Annotated in this window: 16 protein-coding genes and 1 tRNA gene; 14 read left to right on the top strand and 3 right to left on the bottom strand. The window is 62.4% G+C overall.

Annotation, left to right across the window (positions count from 1 at the left end; genetic code table 11):
• Positions 1-22 precede the first annotated feature (22 nt).
• Positions 23-970 carry a helix-turn-helix domain-containing protein gene (locus CFI11_RS22940; RefSeq protein WP_130409803.1) on the top strand — a complete coding sequence of 316 codons (948 nt, stop codon included), beginning with the start codon at positions 23-25 and terminating at the stop codon, positions 968-970.
• An 8-nt stretch (positions 971-978) separates the two neighbouring features.
• Here CFI11_RS22940 and CFI11_RS22935 read toward each other — a convergent pair.
• Positions 979-1,065: transfer RNA gene (locus CFI11_RS22935), tRNA-Leu, on the bottom strand.
• A 161-nt stretch (positions 1,066-1,226) separates the two neighbouring features.
• Between CFI11_RS22935 and CFI11_RS22930 the strand changes: the two genes are divergently transcribed.
• On the top strand, positions 1,227-2,207 hold the full coding sequence (locus CFI11_RS22930; RefSeq protein WP_130409802.1) for a complex I NDUFA9 subunit family protein: 981 nt from the start codon (positions 1,227-1,229) through the stop codon (positions 2,205-2,207).
• A 134-nt stretch (positions 2,208-2,341) separates the two neighbouring features.
• On the opposite strand, the gene CFI11_RS22925 is transcribed toward CFI11_RS22930, so the two are convergent.
• Positions 2,342-3,145 carry an undecaprenyl-diphosphate phosphatase gene (locus CFI11_RS22925; RefSeq protein ID WP_130409801.1) on the bottom strand — a complete coding sequence of 268 codons (804 nt, stop codon included), beginning with the start codon at positions 3,143-3,145 and terminating at the stop codon, positions 2,342-2,344.
• 227 nt (positions 3,146-3,372) lie between these two features.
• On the opposite strand from CFI11_RS22925, the gene CFI11_RS22920 reads away from it, so the two are divergent.
• The 12 genes from CFI11_RS22920 to CFI11_RS22865 all read left to right on the top strand — a co-directional run bounded on the left by CFI11_RS22920 (position 3,373) and on the right by CFI11_RS22865 (position 19,171).
• Positions 3,373-4,833, top strand: coding sequence for an NAD(P)-dependent oxidoreductase (locus tag CFI11_RS22920; protein ID WP_130409800.1), 1,461 nt, complete (start codon positions 3,373-3,375; stop codon positions 4,831-4,833).
• 281 nt (positions 4,834-5,114) lie between these two features.
• Positions 5,115-5,564, top strand: coding sequence for a GFA family protein (locus CFI11_RS22915; RefSeq protein WP_165390385.1), 450 nt, complete (start codon positions 5,115-5,117; stop codon positions 5,562-5,564).
• Entirely contained in the window at positions 5,564-6,097 is a 534-nt protein-coding gene (locus CFI11_RS22910) for a hypothetical protein (RefSeq protein WP_130409798.1), read from the top strand. The genes CFI11_RS22915 and CFI11_RS22910 overlap by 1 nt, the downstream gene beginning before the upstream one ends.
• Positions 6,090-6,524, top strand: a complete 435-nt coding sequence (locus CFI11_RS22905) for a GFA family protein (RefSeq protein ID WP_165390384.1) — start codon at positions 6,090-6,092, stop codon at positions 6,522-6,524. The genes CFI11_RS22910 and CFI11_RS22905 overlap by 8 nt, the downstream gene beginning before the upstream one ends.
• On the top strand, positions 6,521-11,053 hold the full coding sequence (gltB, locus tag CFI11_RS22900) for a glutamate synthase large subunit (RefSeq protein ID WP_130409796.1): 4,533 nt from the start codon (positions 6,521-6,523) through the stop codon (positions 11,051-11,053). Before CFI11_RS22905 ends, gltB begins: the two co-directional genes overlap by 4 nt.
• 76 nt (positions 11,054-11,129) lie before the next feature.
• Positions 11,130-11,876: a monofunctional biosynthetic peptidoglycan transglycosylase gene (gene mtgA / locus CFI11_RS22895; protein WP_130409795.1), complete on the top strand. Its 747-nt coding sequence runs from the start codon at positions 11,130-11,132 to the stop codon at positions 11,874-11,876.
• 92 nt (positions 11,877-11,968) lie between these two features.
• Positions 11,969-12,634, top strand: a complete 666-nt coding sequence (locus CFI11_RS22890; RefSeq protein ID WP_130409794.1) for a glutathione S-transferase family protein — start codon at positions 11,969-11,971, stop codon at positions 12,632-12,634.
• 74 nt (positions 12,635-12,708) lie between these two features.
• Positions 12,709-13,788, top strand: a complete 1,080-nt coding sequence (queG, locus tag CFI11_RS22885) for a tRNA epoxyqueuosine(34) reductase QueG (protein WP_130409793.1) — start codon at positions 12,709-12,711, stop codon at positions 13,786-13,788.
• A 32-nt stretch (positions 13,789-13,820) separates the two neighbouring features.
• Complete coding sequence (locus CFI11_RS22880) at positions 13,821-15,809, top strand: hydantoinase/oxoprolinase family protein (protein ID WP_130409792.1); 1,989 nt, start codon at positions 13,821-13,823, stop codon at positions 15,807-15,809.
• 234 nt (positions 15,810-16,043) lie between these two features.
• On the top strand, positions 16,044-17,444 hold the full coding sequence (locus CFI11_RS22875; protein WP_130409791.1) for a selenium-binding protein SBP56-related protein: 1,401 nt from the start codon (positions 16,044-16,046) through the stop codon (positions 17,442-17,444).
• On the top strand, positions 17,445-18,113 hold the full coding sequence (locus tag CFI11_RS22870) for a hypothetical protein (protein ID WP_130409790.1): 669 nt from the start codon (positions 17,445-17,447) through the stop codon (positions 18,111-18,113).
• 176 nt (positions 18,114-18,289) lie between these two features.
• A complete protein-coding gene (locus CFI11_RS22865) occupies positions 18,290-19,171 on the top strand; it encodes a peptidoglycan-binding protein (RefSeq protein WP_130409789.1) in 882 nt (293 codons plus the stop codon).
• Positions 19,172-19,258: 87 nt separating this feature from the next.
• Here CFI11_RS22865 and CFI11_RS22860 read toward each other — a convergent pair whose 3' ends face one another.
• Positions 19,259-20,248: an AraC family transcriptional regulator gene (locus tag CFI11_RS22860; RefSeq protein WP_165390383.1), complete on the bottom strand. Its 990-nt coding sequence runs from the start codon at positions 20,246-20,248 to the stop codon at positions 19,259-19,261.
• Positions 20,249-20,264: the final 16 nt, after the last annotated feature.

Below are 20,264 nucleotides of genomic sequence, written 5' to 3'. Positions count from 1 at the left end.
TCTGTTCTCTACGCGCATCCCTATGGCATCTTCCGCCTTTCGGTTTGATCTGGGCGAAACCCATCCACGGGCCTGGGCATCTGTCTGGAGCGACGTGGTGCGCGACCAGTTTCTGACACTCGATCTGCGCAACACAAGGCTCAGCAAACAGGATTGTATAGAAGGTGTCGCCGGTGAGGGGGTCTTCGTCGCCCGCGTTCGGGCTGGTCGGCAGGATGTTGTGCGCACGCCGCAGATGGCGCGGCGGGACGGGTTGGATCATGTCTTTGCAAATCTTCAGGTCGCGGGCTCGTGCGAGGCCGAGCAGGACGGGCGCAAGGTCAGGCTGACCCCGGGCCGGCTGGCGCTCTTTGACGGGGCGCGGCCTTACGCGTTGCACTTTGCCGGCCCGTTCGAGCAATTCGTGCTGCGCCTGCCGCGCGCTTATCTCGCGCGGCTCGGCGGCGATCTGAGCCGGATCAGTGCACAAGGCGTGGATGATGGTACGGCCATCGGCGCGCTTGCGGTTCAGGCGGTTCGGGCAATGCAGGGTGGATTGCGGGACCTCGCCGACCAGCACGGCATGCTGAGTGAGACGGTGTTACGCTTTGCTCTGGCGGATCTGGCGGCACGAGGAGCGGCCGCGCCCGGCTCACTACGCGAGATCACCCGCGCTCGCGCCCTCGCTATTATTCGCGCAGAAGCCTGCGATCCGGATCTGACACCCGTCAGCCTTGCCCTTCGCCTGGGATGTTCGCTGCGTCATCTGCAGATGGCCTTTGCCGAGGAGGCCGAAACCGTGGCAGCCCGCATATGGGGCGTTCGCCTGGATACCGCGGCCCACCTTCTGATCTCCCGACCTCGATGGCAGATTGACTATGTCGCATTGGCCTGCGGGTTCCAGACCGCCAGCCACTTTTCAGCCCGATTTCGTCGACAATACGGCAGCAGTCCGCGACAATGGCGGGACAGGCAATTCGGTCAAATCTAGGGGGGGTTTGGTGCCCAGAAGAGGACTCGAACCTCCACGTCCATACGGACACTAGCACCTGAAGCTAGCGCGTCTACCAATTCCGCCATCTGGGCACGATGTCGTGAGCCGTGCGTTTAAGGGGCGGGGCAAAGGGAGTCAATGGCGTCGGTGCTGATTCTGTGAACTGATTTTGTCGCGGCGTTTTTGCGCCTTGTTTACGAGGGGGGTGCCAGCTACATCCACCACTGACTTCAGCCTATCGGGAGCCTTGCCCATGTCGAAACTGGTCACGATCTATGGCGGTTCGGGCTTTATCGGGCGATATATCGCACGTCGCATGGCCAAAGAGGGATGGCGCGTGCGCGTCGCCGTCCGTCGCCCGAACGAGGCGATCTTCGTCAAGCCTTATGGCGTTGTGGGCCAGGTTGAGCCGGTCCTGTGCAACATTCGCGACGACGCCTCGGTCGCATCGGTGATGCAGGGCGCGGATGCGGTGGTCAATTGCGTGGGTATCCTGGCGGAGACCGGTAAGAACACCTTTGGCAGTGTCCAGGCAGAAGGGGCGGAACGGATCGCGCGGATCGCGGCGGAGCAGGGAATTGAGCGGATGGTTCAGATCTCTGCCATCGGCGCCGATGCCGACGCGGCCAGTATATATTCCAAAACCAAGGCGGCGGGCGAAGACGGCGTGCTGCGCCATATGCCGGAGGCGGTGATCCTGCGTCCCTCGATCGTCTTTGGGCCGGAAGACCAGTTCTTCAATCGCTTCGCGGGTATGACGCGGATGGGGCCGGTCCTTCCGGTCGTCGGCGCGGAGACGAAATTTCAGCCCGTCTATGTCGATGATGTCGCGCAGGCGGCGGTCAAGGCAGTTCTGGGAACGGCCAAGCCCGGTATATACGAGCTGGGCGGGCCGGACGTGAAAACCTTCCGTGAGTTGATGCGCCTGATGCTCGACGTGGTCCGTCGCAAACGGGCTGTGGTCAACATTCCGTTTTGGGCGGCGGGCCTGATGGGGTTCGGCTTTGATACGCTCAACACGCTGTCGCTGGGCCTGATCCCGGCCCAGATCACGCGGGATCAGGTCAAAAACCTGGCGCGTGACAACGTGGTCTCGGAGGACGCCAAGGGTTTTGCCGATCTGGGCATTGATCCAACGTCGATGGAGGCGGTCTTGCCGGATTATCTCTGGCGGTTCCGTCCGTCGGGGCAATACGATGCCATCAAGGAATCCGCGAAAAATCTGAAAGGCTGACCTTGGGGCGTCTGTTTCGTCTTTGAGGTGGCCGCAGGTCGGGCTTTTGGCTGCGGCTCTCCTGCATCGCGGTTAGGTGGTTTTCTTTCGCCCGTTTGCCGCGAGCAGGTGGGGCTGCGCTTGATGATCCGGCGTCAGGTATAGGCGATCGCGAGCAGGACGATCCCCAGGATCACGCGATAAACGACATAGGGCGCAAAGCTCACACTTCGCAGCAGCCGCATCATCAGTGCCAAGGCAAGCAGGGCGGCCACGAACGCAAAGACAGCGGCAATCGCGCCATCCCGCGCGGCAGCAAGATCGGCGGCAAAGGCGGTGTCGAGCGCCAGCACCGTGCCGGAGGCCAGGATTGTGGGGATGGACATCAGCATCGCCAGCCGCGCGGCATCCTCCCGTGCATATCCCAGATACCTTGCCCCTGTGATCGTCACACCGGACCGGGAACTGCCGGGGATCAGTGCCACGGCCTGCCAAAGCCCCATGATCAGGGCATGACGCAATGTCCACTGCTCGGCGCGCCGCGCTTCGGCTCCGGTGCGGTCGGCCCAATAAAGGACTAGCCCGAAAATCAGCGTGGCCCAGCCAACAACGGCAATGGAACGAAGTGCCGCGCCCAGATCGGCAAGATGGATGATGAGGCCCACGATGACGACCGGCACGGTGGCGATGGCCAGACAAAGAGCCAGGAATGCACCCTGCGTATCCACCTTTCCCCGCATCAGACGGAGGGTCCCGCTTAACGCCACGCGCACGTCAGGCCAGAAATAGAAAATGACAGCAAAAAGCGTGCCTACGTGAACTGCGACATCAATGAACTGGCCCTGATCCTCAAGACCGGTGAGCCCGGGCAGCAAGATAAGGTGGCCGGACGACGAAATCGGTAGAAACTCGGTAACGCCTTGGATGAGAGCGACGAGAATCAGGTGAAAAAGCGTCATGTCTCTTCCGAATCGTGGTAACGTGAATTCACAGGCTCTCGGTATAAGTGGCAGATTTCGAAAGGGAAGCTGTGATTTATGGCCGAACCGGACCTAAAAATCACGCGGCGATGCGAAAATTCTCGTAAAAAGTGTGTCTGATCGCAATATAAGTCAGTACTTTTGACTTTTATTCCTTTTTAGCATCCTTTAAGCAAGCCAAACCCACCATTCAGGGAGGAAAGGCTATGGCTGAGCAGCGGATGTTGAAGTTCGTGCAGGTTGAGCGGGGTATGCCGGAGAAGCGGGATGCGGACGCGCGGAAGGAGGACTTCCGGGAGATCTATGCGGAATATGCCGAGGCGAAGGCCGAGGAGCAGGCGAGCCGGTGTTCGCAATGCGGGGTGCCGTATTGTCAGACGCATTGTCCGTTGCACAACAATATTCCTGACTGGCTGCGGCTCACGGCGGAAGGGCGGTTGAGGGAGGCTTATGAGGTCTCTCAGGCGACCAACACCTTTCCGGAGATCTGTGGGCGGATTTGTCCTCAGGACCGCCTGTGCGAAGGCAATTGCGTGATCGAACAGTCGGGCCATGGGACCGTCACCATCGGTGCGGTGGAGAAATACATCACCGACACCGCCTGGGAGGAAGGCTGGGTGCAGCCGATCAAACCGCCCGCTGAACGGCCCGAGAGCGTGGGCATCATTGGCGCGGGACCCGGAGGGCTGGCGGCGGCGGATGTGCTGCGGCGCGCGGGCGTGCAGGTCACTGTCTATGACCGCTACGATCGCGCCGGCGGGCTGATGACCTATGGCATACCCGGCTTCAAGCTGGATAAGGACGTGGTGATGCGTCGCAACGACCAGCTTGAGCAGGGCGGCGTGACGCTGAAACTGAATTGCAATGTGGGCGAGGATATCTTTTTCGACGACATCCGCGCCGCGCATGACGCGGTGATCATCGCCACCGGCGTTTACAAGTCGCGCGATCTGGAGCTGCATGGCAGCACCGCTCAAGGTGTTGAAAAGGCGATTGATTTTCTGACCGCGAGCAACCGCAAAAGCTTTGGTGACGCGGTCGAGGATTTCGACAGCGGTCGGATGAACGCCGAAGGCAAGCGTGTTGTCGTCATCGGCGGCGGGGACACCGCGATGGATTGCGTGCGCACGTCTGTCCGGCAGGGGGCGACCAGCGTCAAATGCCTCTACCGTCGGGACCGGGCGAATATGCCAGGCTCTCAACGCGAGGTGGCGAATGCCGAGGAAGAAGGCGTGATCTTTGAATGGCTGAGCGCGCCCAAGGGTTTTGTCACGGACCTGGCCGACAGCAGCGAAGGGGCTGCGAAAGTGACTGGCGTGACGGTGCAAAAGATGCGCCTGGGCGCGCCGGATGCGACGGGGCGTCAGGCTCCGGAACTGATCGAAGGCTCTGACTATGTCGAGGAGGCCGATCTGGTCATCAAGGCGCTGGGCTTTGAGCCGGAGGATCTGCCGACGCTGTGGGATCAGCCGGAATTGCAGGTCACCCGCTGGGGCACGATCAAGGCGGAGTTCACCACGGGTGCGACCGCGCTCGACGGTGTCTATGCGGTGGGCGACATTGTCCGGGGCGCGAGCCTTGTGGTCTGGGCGATCCGGGACGGGCGCGACTGTGCGGAGGCTATTCTGGAGCGGTTGAATTCCAGCGCCGTTGTGGCGGCGGAATGACCGGCTTCGGGACCCTTCGCCCGGCTGAAAATCGGGTGTGCACCGCCCGATCCGCGCACGGGGCCTTGGGCAGTTCGTACGGAGTTTCGTACGGAACGACGGGACGCCAAAACCCCTGAAACGGGCCAAAAACGCGACTTTGGGGTGTTTGTACCGGATTTCGTACGAAACGCCTTTCAAGGCCCGACGGACCAAGCGTTAAGAAAGAGTAAACACGGTAGATCAACAAGACTGACCTTTTTCGACGAAATGTGAACGAACCCTGAAAAGGACCGATGACAATGGCTGGAACGACCGAAGGCGGATGCCTGTGCGGCAAAGTGCGTTACACGCTGGCAACGGCGCCGGAATGCTATGGCGCGTGTCATTGCGGGATGTGCCGCAAGTTCAGCGGCGGGATCGAGCTGGGCCTTGAGGTGCCGCCGGGCGGGATCACTTGGACGGGTGAGGAGAATATCGGGACCTTTTCGTCTTCGGAATGGGCGGAGCGCGGGTTTTGCAAGCTCTGCGGGTCGAGCCTCTATTGGAAGCTGACAGCCGAGGGGCCGATGCAAGGGCTGCTGAGCCTGTCGGCGGGGTCGCTGGACAGTCTGGAGGGTCTGACCTTCAATAACGAGGTCTATGTCGATCATATGCAGGGCGATCACGCCTTTGCCGACAACGACAAACGCAACCGGATGACCGAAGCCGACGTTATGGCGATGGTTGCCGCAGGTGGGGAGGCCCATTGATGCGCGGTCTGCTCGCCTTGTTTGCCGTGCTTGCGGCAGGGCTGGTTTGGGCCAGTCCCAAACCTTATGCGGGACAAGAAACGCGGGCGATTGCATCACTGTCGGCGCAGGACGTCGATGATCTGCTGAACGGGCGTGGCTGGGGTTTTGCGAAGGCCGCGGAATTGAACGGATATCCCGGACCGGCCCATGTTCTGGAATTGGCCGATGATCTGGCGTTGACCGCGGAGCAGCGGAGCGACGTGCAGTTCATTTTTGACAAGATGAATGCACGCGCCCGGGCGCTGGGCGCGGACTACGTCGCGGCGGAGGCTGCTTTGGACGCGGCCTTTGAGGCTGGCGGTTTGGAGGCAGAGCAACTTGCGATCCTGACACGGCAGTCGGCGACATTGCGGGCCGATCTTCGAGCTGCCCATCTAGAGGCGCATTTGCAGACAGCACCGATCCTGACACGACACCAGAGAGTGCTTTACAATCAGGCACGGGGTTATGGTGGCGGCCATCAGAGCCACGGTGGTCATAATCATGACTGAAGCCCGTGGAAAGTGTCTGTGCGGTGCCGTACGGGTCACGGTCATGTCGGAGATGGCTGAGATATCGGCCTGCCATTGCGACATGTGCCGCCGCTGGAGCGGGTCGATGCAGATGGGCATCGAGGTGGCGCCCAACCAGATCAGGATCGAGGGCGGGCCGATCAGCCGGTATCGGTCCTCCAGCTTTGCCGAGCGTGCGTGGTGCAAGATCTGCGGGTCGGCCCTGTGGTTCAAGGACCTGGGTGAGGACGACCCCTATGAGGTCGCACCGGGCCTTTTCGAGAATGCGGGCGGCGCGAGGCTGGTCCGCGAGGTTTACGCCGACAAATGCCCTGACGGATACGCCTTTGCAGGCGATCTGCAGAGGGTCAGTCAGGCGGATTTCGAGAGACAGAACAAGTTCGTCCCAGAAGGAGAGAGCCAATGACCAAATATGATGCCGAATGGGTACGGGGCGAGGAAGCCAAGCGGACGTGGCTGGCGGAGAATGGTCTTTATTCCGAGGCGGAGGAGCATTCCTCCTGCGGGGTGGGGCTGGTTGTTTCCATTGATGGAAAGAAAAGCCGGAAGGTCGTGGAAGCGGGCATCGACGCGCTGAAAGCGGTCTGGCACCGGGGTGCTGTCGATGCGGATGGCAAGACCGGAGACGGCGCGGGCATTCACGTGCAGATCCCGGTGCCGTTCTTCTACGACCAGATCGAAAGGACGGGGCACAAGCCCAACAAAGACCAGTTGATCGCGGTGGGACAGGTGTTTCTGCCAAGGACGGATTTCGGAGCACAGGAGCTGTGCCGGACCATCGTGGAGACGGAGGTTCTGAGGAAGGGCTATTATATCTACGGCTGGAGGCACGTGCCGGTCGAGATCGGCTGTCTGGGCGAGAAGGCGAACGCGACAAGGCCGGAGATCGAGCAGATCCTGATTTCCAACTCCAAGGGGGTCGATGAGGAGAGGTTCGAAAGGGAGCTTTACGTGATCCGGAGGAGGATCGAGAAGGCGGCGGCGGCTGCGGGGATCGGGGAGTTGTATATCGCGAGCCTGTCCTGCCGGAGCATCATCTACAAGGGGATGATGCTGGCGGAGCAGGTGGCGGAGTTCTATCCGGACCTGATGGATGAGCGGTTCGAGTCAGCGTTTGCGATTTACCATCAGCGCTATTCGACGAACACCTTCCCCCAATGGTGGCTAGCGCAGCCGTTCCGGATGCTGGCGCATAACGGTGAGATCAACACGCTCAAGGGCAACGTGAACTGGATGAAGTCTCACGAGATCCGGATGGCGTCGAGCGCGTTCGGGGAGATGGCGGAGGATATCAAGCCCATCGTGCCGGGCGGGTCGAGCGACAGTGCGGCGCTGGACGCGGTGTTCGAGGTGCTGGTGAGGGCGGGGCGCAATGCGCCGATGGCCAAGACCATGCTGGTGCCGGAAAGCTGGTCGAAGCAGGCGGTGGAGCTGCCACAGGCGTGGCGCGACATGTATTCCTATTGCAACAGCGTGATGGAGCCATGGGACGGCCCGGCGGCGCTGGCGATGACGGACGGGCGCTGGGTCTGCGCGGGGCTGGACCGGAACGGATTGCGCCCGATGCGGTATGTGGTGACCGGGGACGGGCTGCTGATTGCGGGCTCGGAAGCGGGCATGGTGCCGGTGGACGAGGGTGTCGTCCGAGAGAAGGGCGCACTGGGGCCGGGGCAGTTGCTGGCGGTGGATATGGAGGAAGGCAAGCTCTTCCACGACAAGGCGATCAAGGATCAACTGGCGGCCTCCCAGCCGTTTGGAGACTGGGTCGGCAAGATCAACGACGCGGATGCGGTGCTGGCGGAGGTGACGGAGCAGCCGCTGTTCACGGGCGCGGAGTTGCGGAAAAGGCAGATCGCGGCGGGGTATTCCATCGAGGAGCTGGAGCAGATCCTGGCGCCGATGGCGGAGGACGGGAAAGAGACGCTGGCCTCCATGGGGGACGATACGCCGAGTGCGGTGCTGTCGAAGCAGTACCGGCCGCTGTCACATTTCTTCCGGCAGAATTTCAGCCAGGTGACGAACCCGCCGATTGACAGCCTGCGCGAATACCGGGTGATGAGCCTGAAGACGCGGTTCGGCAACCTCAAGAACGTGTTGGATGAAAGCTCGAGCCAGACGGAGATCATCGTGCTGGAGAGCCCGTTCGTGGGCAATGCGCAATGGGACAAGCTACAAGAGCAGTTCAACGCGCCGATGGTCGAGATCGACTGTACATTCGAGCCGGGCGCGGACAGCCTGCGCGTGGGCCTGATCCGGATCCGGGACGAGGCGGAGGATGCGGTGCGGTCGGGCGCGGGGCATATCGTGCTGACGGATCACATGTCGAACGGCGACCGGGTGGCGATGCCGATGATCCTGGCGACGTCTGCGGTGCATAGTCATCTGACGCGGAAAGGGCTGAGGACCTTCTGTTCGCTGAACGTGCGGTCGGCGGAATGCATCGACCCGCACTACTTCGCGGTGCTGATCGGCTGCGGAGCGACGGTGGTGAATGCCTATCTGGCGGAGGATTCCATTGCCGACCGGATCGACAGGGGGCTGATCGACGGCTCGCTGACGGAGGCGGTGAAGCGGTATCGCGATGCGATTGATGCCGGCCTGTTGAAGATCATGGCGAAGATGGGGATCAGCGTGATCTCCTCCTATCGCGGGGGTCTGAACTTCGAGGCGGTGGGTCTGTCCCGCGCGATGGTGGCGGAGTATTTCCCGGGCATGACGTCCCGGATCAGCGGCATCGGCGTGAGCGGGGTGCAGCAGAAATCCGAGGAGGTGCATGCCAAGGGCTGGGCCGGGGGCAGCGATGTGCTGCCCATCGGGGGCTTTTATAAGGCGCGCCAATCGGGTGAGACCCATGCCTGGGAAGCGACCAGCATGCATATGATGCAGATGGCGTGCAACAAAGCGTCGTTCGAGCTGTGGAAGCAGTATTCGGCAAAGATGAGGAGCAATCCGCCGATCCATCTGCGCGATCTGCTGGACATTAAGCCGATGGGCAAGGCGATCCCCATCGAGGATGTGGAAAGCATCACCTCGATCCGCAAACGGTTCGTGACGCCGGGCATGTCGCTGGGCGCGCTGAGCCCGGAGGCGCACAAGACGCTGAACGTGGCGATGAACCGGATCGGGGCGAAGTCCGACAGCGGCGAGGGCGGAGAGGATCCGGCGCATTTCGTGCCGGAGCCCAATGGCGACAATCCGTCGGCGAAGATCAAGCAGGTCGCCTCGGGGCGCTTTGGCGTAACGGCGGAGTATCTCAACCAGTGTGAAGAGCTGGAGATCAAGGTTGCTCAGGGTGCCAAGCCCGGTGAGGGCGGGCAACTTCCGGGCATGAAGGTCACGGACCTGATTGCGCGGCTGCGGCATTCGACGAAGGGGGTGACGCTGATCTCGCCCCCGCCGCACCACGACATCTATTCGATCGAGGATCTGGCGCAGCTGATCTATGACCTGAAGCAGATCAACCCGCGCTGCAAGGTGACGGTGAAGCTGGTCGCCTCCAGCGGTGTGGGCACGATCGCGGCGGGTGTGGCCAAGGCCAAGGCGGACGTGATCCTGATTTCGGGCCATAACGGAGGCACGGGTGCCTCGCCTGCGACGAGCATCAAATATGCGGGTCTGCCGTGGGAGATGGGTCTGACCGAGGCGCATCAGGTGCTGGCGATGAACAACCTGCGCGACCGGGTGACCCTGCGCACCGATGGGGGCCTGCGCACGGGCCGCGACATCGTGATGGCGGCGATGATGGGGGCCGAGGAATACGGCATCGGCACCGCGGCGCTGATCGCGATGGGCTGCATCATGGTGCGGCAGTGTCAGTCCAATACCTGCCCGGTCGGTGTTTGCACGCAGGACGAAAGCCTGCGGGCGAAGTTCACCGGCAATGCGGACAAGGTGGTCAACCTGATCACCTTCTATGCGCAGGAGGTGCGGGAATTGCTGGCCGAGATCGGCGCACGGAGCCTGGACGAGGTGATCGGGCGGGCGGATCTACTGAACCAGGTGAGCCGGGGATCGGCGCATCTGGACGATCTGGACCTCAACCCGCTGCTGATCACGGTCGATGGCGCCAAGGACATCGTCTATGACCGCGACCGGGAGCGGAATGCGGTGCCGGATACGCTGGATGCGGAGATCGTGCGAGATGCGGCGCGCTTCCTGCAGGAAGGCGAGAAGATGCAGCTGTCTTACGCGGTGCAGAACACACACCGGACGGTGGGCACCCGCACGTCGAGCCATATCGTGCGGAAGTTCGGCATGCGCAACACGTTGCAGCCGGATCATCTGACGGTGAAGCTGCAGGGGTCTGCCGGGCAGTCGCTGGGGGCGTTCGCGGCGCCGGGGCTGAAGCTGGAAGTGTCGGGCGATGCCAACGATTATGTGGGCAAGGGATTGTCCGGAGGCATGATCGTGGTGCGCCCGCCGCAGGTGAGCCCGCTGAAGGCCGATGAGAACACGATCATCGGCAACACGGTGCTGTATGGCGCGACAGATGGCTATCTGTTTGCAGCGGGCCGGGCCGGTGAGCGGTTCGCGGTGCGGAATTCGGGCGCGAAGGTGGTTGTCGAGGGCTGCGGGGCCTGCGGGTGTGAATACATGACCGGCGGCGTTGCGGTGATCCTGGGCAATATCGGGGCCAATTTCGGGGCCGGCATGACCGGGGGGATGGCGTATCTTTACGATCCTGAGGGCCGCGCGGAGACCATGATGAACATGGAGACGCTGGTGACGTGCCCTGTGACGGTGGATCACTGGGAGGCGCAGCTGAAGGACCTGGTCGAACGGCATGTGGCGGAGACGATGAGCCGGAAGGCGGCGGATATCCTGCAGCATTGGGAGATGGAGAAGGGGCATTTCCTGCAGGTCTGTCCGAAGGAGATGCTGGTGCATCTGCCGGCGCCGCTGAGCCTGGAGGAGGCGGCTGTGCCTGCGGAGTAACGCTCCTTGAGCCCTTGCGGGCTCGCGTCGCGTGGGATGGGTTCCTTTGCGCGGAACTGGGGCCTATAGCTGGGCCATGGCGAAGGCGAAGACATCCCGGAAGGCGAAACCTTTGAAGACGGTGTTCAGGCCCGGCCCGCTGACGCGGCTGGGCCTGTGGCTGAGGCGCTGGATGTGGCGTATGGTGGCGCTGGTCGTGGCGGTGCCGGTGCTGGTGGTCTTGCTCTTCAAAGTGGTGAACCCGCCGATGGGGATCTACATGCGCGCAGAGGCGGCACGGCTAGGGGTGGTGGACCGCGAATGGGTGCCGCTGGAGGCGGTGGCCCCGGTTATGGCAAGGTCGGTCGTGGCGGCAGAGGACGCCAATTTCTGCCGGCACTGGGGGTTTGACGTGGAAGCGATCCGCGCGGCGCTGGCGGAGGGCAGCCGGAGGGGAGGATCGACGATCAGCCAGCAGGTGGTGAAGAACGTTTTTCTGTGGCACGGGAGAAGCTGGACGAGAAAGGCGCTGGAGGCGGGGATCACGCCGATGATGGAGATACTCTGGTCGAAAAGGCGGATCGTGGAGGTCTATCTGAACGTGGCGGAGTTCGACGAAGGTGTGTTCGGCGTGGAGGCGGCGGCCAGGCATTACTTCGGAGTAGGGCCGGAGGCGTTGAGTGCGGTGCAAGCGGCCAGGCTGGCGGCGGTGCTGCCGAATCCGAAGGCCAGATCGGCGAGCCGGCCCAGCGATGTCGTGAGGAGACGGGCGGCGGGGATCCGGGACGGGGCGGCGACGATCCGGGCGGATGGGCGCGCGGCCTGTTTCGAGAGCCCGGAGTGAGGCGGAAGCAAGCCGGGCGGGCGATTGGGCAGTTGAAACCGGGCGGGCTTTTGGGCAAGTAGAGACGGATTATCCAGAGATATACATCGTTCATGGCCCGTCTTTTCCACGTCCCGCTGTCCCCGTTTTGCCGAAAGGTGCGTCTGAGCCTTGCGGAGAAGAAGATTGAGGTGGAGCTGGTTGAGGAGCGCTATTGGGAGCAGGATGCGGATTTCCTGAGGCGCAACCCGGCGGCGAAGGTGCCGGTCTTGAAGCTGGACGGAAGGATGATGGCCGAGAGTGCGGCGATCTGCGAGTATATCGAGGAGACCCGGCCGGATCCGTCGCTGATGCCCAAGGCGCCGGAGGAGAGGTTCGAGGTGCGAAGGTTGGTGGGGTGGTTCGACGACAAGTTTCACCAGGAGGTGACGTCGAAGTTGCTTTACGAGCGGGTGAACAAGAAGATGACGGGCAAGGGTTACCCGGACAGCACCAACGTGAAAGCAGGGGCCAAGGCGATCAAGTATCATCTGGATTATATGGCGTGGCTCCTGGATCATCGGCGCTGGCTGGCCGGGGATGCGATGACGCTGGCGGATTTCGCCGCGGCGGCACATCTGTCGGCGCTGGACTATATCAGTGATGTGGACTGGAACCGGTCTTCGGTGGTGAAGGATTGGTATGCCAAGATCAAGTCGCGCCCTGCGTTTCGGTCGATCCTGGCCGATCAGGTGTCGGGTTTCCCGCCGCCGGCGCATTATGCCGATCTGGATTTTTGATGAGCGGGCGGTGAGGGGGGCTGTCTGCCCCCCGCCTGCGGCTCCCCCCGAGGATATTTTTGACCCAAAGAAGCATGGGTGACAGGTTCAAGGACCGGCTGGTGGCAAGGGCCCTGGAGGAGGGGTTTATTGCGTGCCGGGTGTGTCGGCCCTGGGACGTGCCGGAGGTGCCGGAGAGGCTGAGCGCCTTTGTCGAGGCGGGCTATCACGGGCAGATGGGCTGGTTGGCGGAGCGGATGCATTGGAGGGGAAACCCGGCGGCGCTCTGGCCAGAGGCGAGGTCGGTGGTGATGCTGGCGGAAAGCTACACGCCGGAGCGGGATCCGATGGAGCGGTTGGGCTGGCGGGACCGGGGCGTGATCTCGGTCTATGCGCAGAACCGGGATTATCATGATCTGGTGAAGAAACGGCTCAAGCGGCTGGCGCGGTGGATGATTGCGGAGGGCGCGCGAGAGTTGCACGCGAACACTTTGCCTGAAGTCAAAGTGTTCGTGGATACCGCACCGGTTCCGGAGAAGGCTTTGGGACAGGCGGCGGGGCTGGGTTGGCAGGGCAAGCACACCAATCTGCTAAGCCGGGAGTGGGGCAACTGGGCCTTCTTAGGCTCTGTTTTCACCACGCTTGAGATCGAGGCCGATGCGCCGGAGGTCGATCATTGCGGGTCGTGCCGGGCCTGTCTGGATGTGTGCCCGACGGAGGCCTTTGTGGGACCCTACCGGCTGGATGCGCGCAAATGCATTTCGTATCTGACCATCGAGCACAAGGGCCCGGTGGACGAGGATTTGCGGGCGCGGATGGGCAACCGGATCTATGGGTGCGACGATTGTCTGGCGGTCTGTCCGTGGAACAAGTTCGCGGTTGAGGCGTCGGACCTGCGCTATGCGGCAAGGGACGAGCTGGAAGCGCCGCGGCTGGCGGAGCTGGCGCGGCTGGACGATGCGGCGTTTCGGGCGCTGTTTTCGGGCTCTCCGATCAAGAGGATCGGGAGGGACCGGTTCGTGCGCAATGTGCTTTATGCGATCGGGAATTCGGGGGAACCAGAGCTTGCCGCCGCAGCGCGGGAGCTGGTGGAGGACACGGATGAGGCCGTGGCGGACGCGGCGCGCTGGGCTGTGGCCATGTTGACGCAAATGGGCGAGACGGGGCGCGAATAGGCTCTATTCAGGCAAAAACCGAGGGGTGGAGCATGGCGATTGCGCTGGGTGTGGATACGGGCGGGACCTATACGGATGCGGTTCTGATCCGGGATGAGCGGGAGGTTCTGGCCAGTGCCAAGGCGCTGACGACCCGGGGCGATCTGGCCATCGGTGTCGGGGGCGCGGTGCGGGCCGTACTGGAGGCCGCCGGGGTGGCGGGTGAGGAGGTGCGGTTGGCCGCTTTGTCGACGACGCTGGCCACCAATGCGCTGGTCGAAGGACAGGGGGGCCGGGTGTCGCTGGTCTACATCGGGTTTCGCGAGGGGGATCTGGAGAAACACGGGCTGGCCGATGCGCTGAAAGGCGATCCGGCCTTGGTGCTTGCGGGCGGGCACAGCCATGCGGGGGCTGAGGTGGAGCCGCTCGATTTAGCACAGTTAGAGACGTTTTTGGCGGAGCAGGATGTCTCGGCCTATGCGGTGGCGAGCCAGTTTGCGACACGCAATCCGGCGCATGAATTGGCTGCCGCAGCAAGGATTGCGGAGGTGACGGGGCGACCGGTGACGTGCTCGCATCATCTGTCGGCCAAGCTGAACGGGCCGAAGCGCGCGCTGACGGCTTTGCTGAATGCCAGGCTGACGGGGATGATCAGCCGGTTGATTGACCGGACGGAGGAGAGCCTGAGGGATTTGGGCATCGCGGCGCCGCTGATGGTGGTCAGGGGCGACGGGGCGCTGATGTCTGCAGAGCAGGCCCGGGAGCGGCCCATCGAGACGATCTTGAGCGGGCCGGCGGCGTCGCTGGTGGGGGCGCGGTGGCTGACGGGGGCGGAGGAGGCGGTGGTTTCGGATATTGGCGGGACGACGACGGATGTGGCTCTGTTACAGGGCGGGCGGCCTGCGATTGACCCGGATGGGGCACGGGTTGGCGGGTTTCGAACGATGGTCGAGGCGGTGGCGATGCGCACCACGGGGCTGGGCGGGGACAGCCAGGTGCAGATGCGCGCCGAAGGATTGCAGGGCGGCGTGACACTGGGGCCGAGACGGGTGGTGCCGCTGGCGCTGCTGGCAACGGAGCATGCTGGTGTTGTCCCGGTGCTGGAGGCGCAGATGAGCGCGGCACTGCCCGGAGAGCATGACGGGCGGTTTGTGCGGCGCGTGCCGGGAGCGCTGGTGCAAGGGATGGGTGCAAGAGAGGTGGCGCTGCTGGAGCGGATCGAGGGCGTGCATGCGCTGGGCGACGTGCTGCGGAACCGGATGGATCAGGGGGCGTTGCAGAGGCTCTGGGATCGCGGGATCGTGCAGATGGCAGGGGTGACACCATCGGATGCGGCGCATGTGCTGGGTATGGTGGATGTGTGGGATCGGGAGGCGGCCCGGCTGGGTCTGGCACTGATGGCAAGGCGCCGCGTGGGCAGTGGCAATCTGCTGGCAGAGGGGCCGGAGGCGCTGGCGCGGATGATCGTGGATCAGGTGACAGAGCAGACGGTTGAGGCCTTGTTAGAGACGGTTTTTGCGGAGGATGCGCCGGCCTTTGAGACCGAAGGGTTGGCGCGGCATGAGTTGACGCGACGGGGGCTCGACCGGCATCGGGGGCTGCTGGCGGTCGATCTGCGGTTGAACGTGCCGGTGGTGGGGCTGGGCGCCTCGGCTGCCAGCTATTATCCGGCGGTGGGGCAGCGGCTGGGCTGCGAGATGATCCTGCCGGAGCATGCGGGCGTGGCCAATGCGGTTGGGGCGGTCGTGGGCCGGGTGACGATGCGGCGGAGCGGGGTTGTCACGGCGCCGTCGGAGGGCAAGTACCGCGCGCATCTGGCGGACGGCCCGGAGGATTTCGGCGCGGCGGAGCCTGCCTTGGCAAGGCTTGAGACGCTGTTGCGCGAGCAGGCGCTGGCCGAGGCCCGCGCGGCCGGGGCGGAGGAGATCGACGTGCATGTGGCACGCGACATCCGCACCGCGCAGGCGGAGGCACGGGAGGTCTTTGTCGAGGCGACGGTGACGGTGGAGGCAAGCGGGCGACCCCGGGTCGCGGTGGGGTGATTCTGTGCCACTTGACCTGCCGCCGTCATGGAAAAGTGAGCGCTATCAGCATGTTGTTGCTGACGGATTGAAATGTCTGGCATTTGAACGGCGTTTGGTCAAAGCTTGACCTTACGACAGGCGCGCGAACACCATTTGAGGGATGAATTGACCGCAATGCATTGAACCGAAGGGCGCGGGGAGAACGCCCGGAGAGAGAGGAGCAGGGACAAATCTCGATAGGGAGGATGCGAGATGAACCTGAGACCGGACCCGACCTTTTACCCCACCGCCAGGATGGCGATGGAGGCCCCGGCGGAGACGCTGGCCTTTACGCTGATGCTGAGCCCGGATGGCGCGCAACCCGATGGGCTGGCGGTTGTGGATGTGGACCCTACGTCGAAGACTTACGGGCAGATCGTGCATAGCCTGTTCATGCCGAACAAGGGCGATGAGTTTCACCATTTCGGGTGGAATGCGTGCTCGTCGGCTCTGTCTCCGCTCACGGGGCACGCGTTTCTGGAACGGCGCTATCTGATCATTCCGGGCATCCGGTCGTCGCGCATCTATGTGATCGACGTGAAGGAGCCGCTGGACGCGAAGATCCACAAGATCATCGAACCCGAAGAGATCATGGCCAAGACGGGCTATTCGCGGCCGCATACGATCCATTGCGGGCCGGAGGGCATCTATGTCTCGACCCTGGGTGGAGGTGGGGAGGACGGCACGGACGGACCCCCGGGCATCTTCATCATGGATTGCGAGACCTTCGACGTGCTGGGCCGGTATGAGATGGACCGAGGCGCACAGGACAAACATTACGATTTCTGGTGGAACCTGCCGCGCGACTACATGGTGAGCAGCGAATGGGGCCTGCCGCCGCAATTCGAGAACGGCGTGGTGCCGGAGGATTTGCTGGGCAACAAATACGGCCATTCGATCCATTTCTGGGATCTGAGGGCGCGCAAGAACATCCAGACGATTGATCTGGGCGCGCATCACCAGATGGCGCTGGAGATCCGGCCGGCGCATGATCCGGCCAAGGAGTACGGGTTTTGCGGGGTGGTGGTGGATACGACCAACCTGCAGGGCGCGATCTTTACCTGGTGGCGCAATGATGATGGGACGTTCGAGGCGAAGAAGACGATCACCATCGACCCGGTGCCGGCGGATGCGGACGATCTGCCGGAGCTCTTGAAGGGGTTCGGGGCGGTGCCACCGCTGGTGACGGATATCGACCTGAGCCTGGATGACAGGTTCCTTTACGTCGCCTGCTGGGGGCTGGGGGAGATGCATCAATACGATGTCTCGGACCCGATGAACCCCAAGCTGGCCGGAAAGGTCGAGATCGGGGGGATCGTCAAGAAGACGCCGCATCCCAACGGCAAGACCTTTGGCTACGGCCCGCAGATGGTGGAGATCAGCCGGGACGGGAAACGGGTCTACTGGACCAATTCGCTCTATTCCACGTGGGACGATCAGTTCTATCCCGGAGAGGGTGGCGCTGCGATGGTGATGGCCAATGTGGGCGAGAACGGAGGGCTGACGCTGGCGGAGGATTTCTGGGTCGAGTTCCCGGAGGGCTATCGCAGCCACCAGATCCGGCTGGAGGGCGGAGACTGTTCGACCGACAGTTTCTGCTATCCGTCGGTCTGAATGGAGCTGGATGCGACAACGATTGCGGCCCTGTGGGGGGCCGTGATCCTCTCGGGCCTCTATCACGGGCTGAACCCGGGGATGGGCTGGCCGCTGGCCGTATCCTCGGCCCTGATGGAGCGGCGCGTGGCGGCGATGCCCATGGCGCTGGGCATGCTGGCGCTGGGGCATTTCGTGGCGATGACGGTGATCCTGCTGCCGTTTTCGCTGATGACGACGCTGGCCTATTACGAGCGGGAGATCCGCGTGGGTGCGGGCCTTTTGGTGATTGCCTTCGGTCTGTTCCTGTTCATCTACCGCAAACATCCGCGGTTTCTGGCCCGCGTGCCGCCGTCCCGGTTGGCGATGTGGTCCTTTCTGGCCGCGCTGGCGCATGGCGCGGGCCTGATGCTGGTGCCGATCTATCTGGGCCTCTGCGCGCCCGACCAACTGGATGCGGGGCATCAGGCGGCGGGGGTGCTGATGGGTCAGGCCGTAGGCGCGGCTTTGGTCGTGGCGTTGATCCACACGGCGGCGATGGCGGGCGCGGGCGGGCTGCTGGCAGTGGGGATGTATTTCTGGCTGGGGCTGAAGTTTCTCACGCGCAGTTGGTTCAACCTGGATCTACTTTGGGCTGGGAGCCTGGTTTTGGTTGGTATTGCCGGTGTGTGGACGGCGTATCTGCACTGACAGGTCGTTATACCCACCTGTGCTTTGCCGCGCTTTTTGATAGGCCTGTCTTCCGGTTTGATTGGATGAGTTAACCGTGCCCGCTGCTCTACCGGTATTCGGGCTGTTTCAGACTTGCCGCACCAAAGGTGTGTTGCTAGCGATTAGCGTCATATAGAGCACCAAAGGAATTAGCCGTGGCAGAAGTCATTGACCGCACCGACACTTCCGTTCGTCTGGATGTTTTTGCGCGATCCACGTTGCTCACCGGCTCTGCCACGCTTTTTGACGATGTGGAGCAGAATTTCGAGCTTTTGTCCCTCACATCGCGCGCGCTTTTCTTTGAGGCGGCTTTTGACATTGTTGGAAAGGCGCTTGGATATAGCAGCGATGTCGATGTCGAAAAACTTATGGCGACCGTTTCCAGCGGCGTGCTGGCTACGGCCCCGGCCAGGGCGAGAGAGGAACAAAGCCGGATTTTAGGTCTTCTGGGCGTGTCTATAACACCAGAAGGGGCGTTCACGCTTAGGATAGACGATTACGTTGTAAGTGGATTCATCGAAGTTGAGCTGATCGAGCTGGGGAGCGCTTTTGGGTCCACTCGGTTCGCGGCTGGTATCACCCATGCGATTGATGTCTCGAAGAATGTGATTGCGGCTTTGCTGGTTATCGCTCTGACAAGTCAGCCGCTCGGGGGTACTGTAAGTGTCTCGGGTGAGGCCGGGACCATATTCGTTTGTTCGATCAATGCTCCGATTTCCGGCGATATGGATCGGATCATAGATGATGCTATCTCGGATCTCATATTCGACGGGCCGCAAGATCAGGTGCCGAAGTCAGTTTGGAAAGCGCGCCAATTGTGTCTGTATCGTCTTGGGTTCAATCCCGGAAAGATCGACGGGAAATATGGGAGAAAGACGAAAGCCGCGGAAAGAGCTTTTTCAAAGGCCTTCGGGGATGTCCATGTAAATTGGTCCAGCAAGGTGTTTGCGCGGTTTGTTCTGGAGAATTCAAACAGCAAGTATCAGCGCGAGCTTTCCATTTCGGAACCCAAAAAAGAAAGATCGCGGCGGCGATAAAGGGAAGTCTCGGCTGCCCATTGCGGACCTTATCTCCGTTGGATGCTAAAGCCGCCTGAGCACTATGATAGAGACATCGCCAAAACCTCAGCCCATATGCTGCTGGCGGAATGTACGGGGCGGCAGGCCGGTCCATTGTTTGAAGGCGCGGCGGAAATTGGTTGTCTCGGTATATCCCAGCAGGTGCGCGATCTGCGAGATGTTGAGTTGGGTGTCCCGCAGGTAGTCGATGGCGAGGTCGCGGCGGGTGTCCTCCTGAAGTTTTTTGAACGAGGTGCCGAATTCCGCGAGCCGCCGCCGCAAGGTGCGGGGGCTGATCGACAATTCGGCTGCGGCGCGCTCCATGTTGAGCATGTCGCCCGGCGTCTGCAGCAGAAGCTGGCGCATCTGATAGATGAAATCGCTTTCGTCATTACGCGGCTCGACCACCTGTTCGACCAGTTTGCGGCAAAGCTGGGCGCTGATCGGGTCGGAGGTGCGCATGGGGGCATCCCTGGGCGCACGGGTCCAAAGGACGTTGCTGTCCTGCTCATACTTGATGTCGCAGCCGAAATAGGTCCGGTATTTGTCGCTGTAATCTGGTTCGGGATAGGACAGCCAAACCTCCAGCGGGGACATGGGTTCGATCAGGTATTCGGACGAGACCGTGCTGATCCCGCAGATATTCTCTTCGACACAGAAGGGAAGGAGGGCGAGCATCGGGTGAATGGGCTCCATCTGCAGGCGCAGTAACCCGTTCTCGATCCGGGAAGTGCTGCGCATGAGGCTGGGCGCGGCATCGTAATAGCGCACGCCCAGGGCGACGGCCTCGCGTTCGGTGGCACAGCTCATGATCGCGTAGCCGAGGATGCCCCAGGTGCTGACGGTCTGGGCCCGCCCGACTTCGAGGCCGAGCCAGGGCGTGCCCGAGATCGCAAGCGCGGCTTCGATCAACGCATAGATTTCGGAGAAGGAGAGGCGCCCATCCTCCTCGTAAAGGCGGTCTTCGGAGAAGGGGAGACCGGAGAAGAGAGCGGCCTTGTCGCCGCCCTGCTGTTCCATCACGGAAACGGTCAATGCGGCGATCTGCGTGGGCATTACCGCGTCTGAAAGG

The sequence above is a fragment of the Thalassococcus sp. S3 genome, assembly GCF_004216475.1.
GTDB lineage: Bacteria > Pseudomonadota > Alphaproteobacteria > Rhodobacterales > Rhodobacteraceae.
This window is presented reverse-complemented; position numbering and strand designations above follow the sequence as displayed.

What these genes read in the sequence shown, in the direction of transcription:
- CFI11_RS22940 (WP_130409803.1), top strand. Translation starts at nt 23, where the DNA reads ATGGCATCTTCCGCCTTTCGGTTTGATCTGGGCGAAACCCATCCACGG.
- CFI11_RS22930 (WP_130409802.1), top strand. Translation starts at nt 1,227, where the DNA reads ATGTCGAAACTGGTCACGATCTATGGCGGTTCGGGCTTTATCGGGCGA.
- CFI11_RS22925 (WP_130409801.1), bottom strand. Translation starts at nt 3,145, where the DNA reads ATGACGCTTTTTCACCTGATTCTCGTCGCTCTCATCCAAGGCGTTACC.
- CFI11_RS22920 (WP_130409800.1), top strand. Translation starts at nt 3,373, where the DNA reads ATGGCTGAGCAGCGGATGTTGAAGTTCGTGCAGGTTGAGCGGGGTATG.
- CFI11_RS22915 (WP_165390385.1), top strand. Translation starts at nt 5,115, where the DNA reads ATGGCTGGAACGACCGAAGGCGGATGCCTGTGCGGCAAAGTGCGTTAC.
- CFI11_RS22910 (WP_130409798.1), top strand. Translation starts at nt 5,564, where the DNA reads ATGCGCGGTCTGCTCGCCTTGTTTGCCGTGCTTGCGGCAGGGCTGGTT.
- CFI11_RS22905 (WP_165390384.1), top strand. Translation starts at nt 6,090, where the DNA reads ATGACTGAAGCCCGTGGAAAGTGTCTGTGCGGTGCCGTACGGGTCACG.
- gltB (WP_130409796.1), top strand. Translation starts at nt 6,521, where the DNA reads ATGACCAAATATGATGCCGAATGGGTACGGGGCGAGGAAGCCAAGCGG.
- mtgA (WP_130409795.1), top strand. Translation starts at nt 11,130, where the DNA reads ATGGCGAAGGCGAAGACATCCCGGAAGGCGAAACCTTTGAAGACGGTG.
- CFI11_RS22890 (WP_130409794.1), top strand. Translation starts at nt 11,969, where the DNA reads ATGGCCCGTCTTTTCCACGTCCCGCTGTCCCCGTTTTGCCGAAAGGTG.
- queG (WP_130409793.1), top strand. Translation starts at nt 12,709, where the DNA reads ATGGGTGACAGGTTCAAGGACCGGCTGGTGGCAAGGGCCCTGGAGGAG.
- CFI11_RS22880 (WP_130409792.1), top strand. Translation starts at nt 13,821, where the DNA reads ATGGCGATTGCGCTGGGTGTGGATACGGGCGGGACCTATACGGATGCG.
- CFI11_RS22875 (WP_130409791.1), top strand. Translation starts at nt 16,044, where the DNA reads ATGAACCTGAGACCGGACCCGACCTTTTACCCCACCGCCAGGATGGCG.
- CFI11_RS22870 (WP_130409790.1), top strand. Translation starts at nt 17,445, where the DNA reads ATGGAGCTGGATGCGACAACGATTGCGGCCCTGTGGGGGGCCGTGATC.
- CFI11_RS22860 (WP_165390383.1), bottom strand. Translation starts at nt 20,248, where the DNA reads ATGCCCACGCAGATCGCCGCATTGACCGTTTCCGTGATGGAACAGCAG.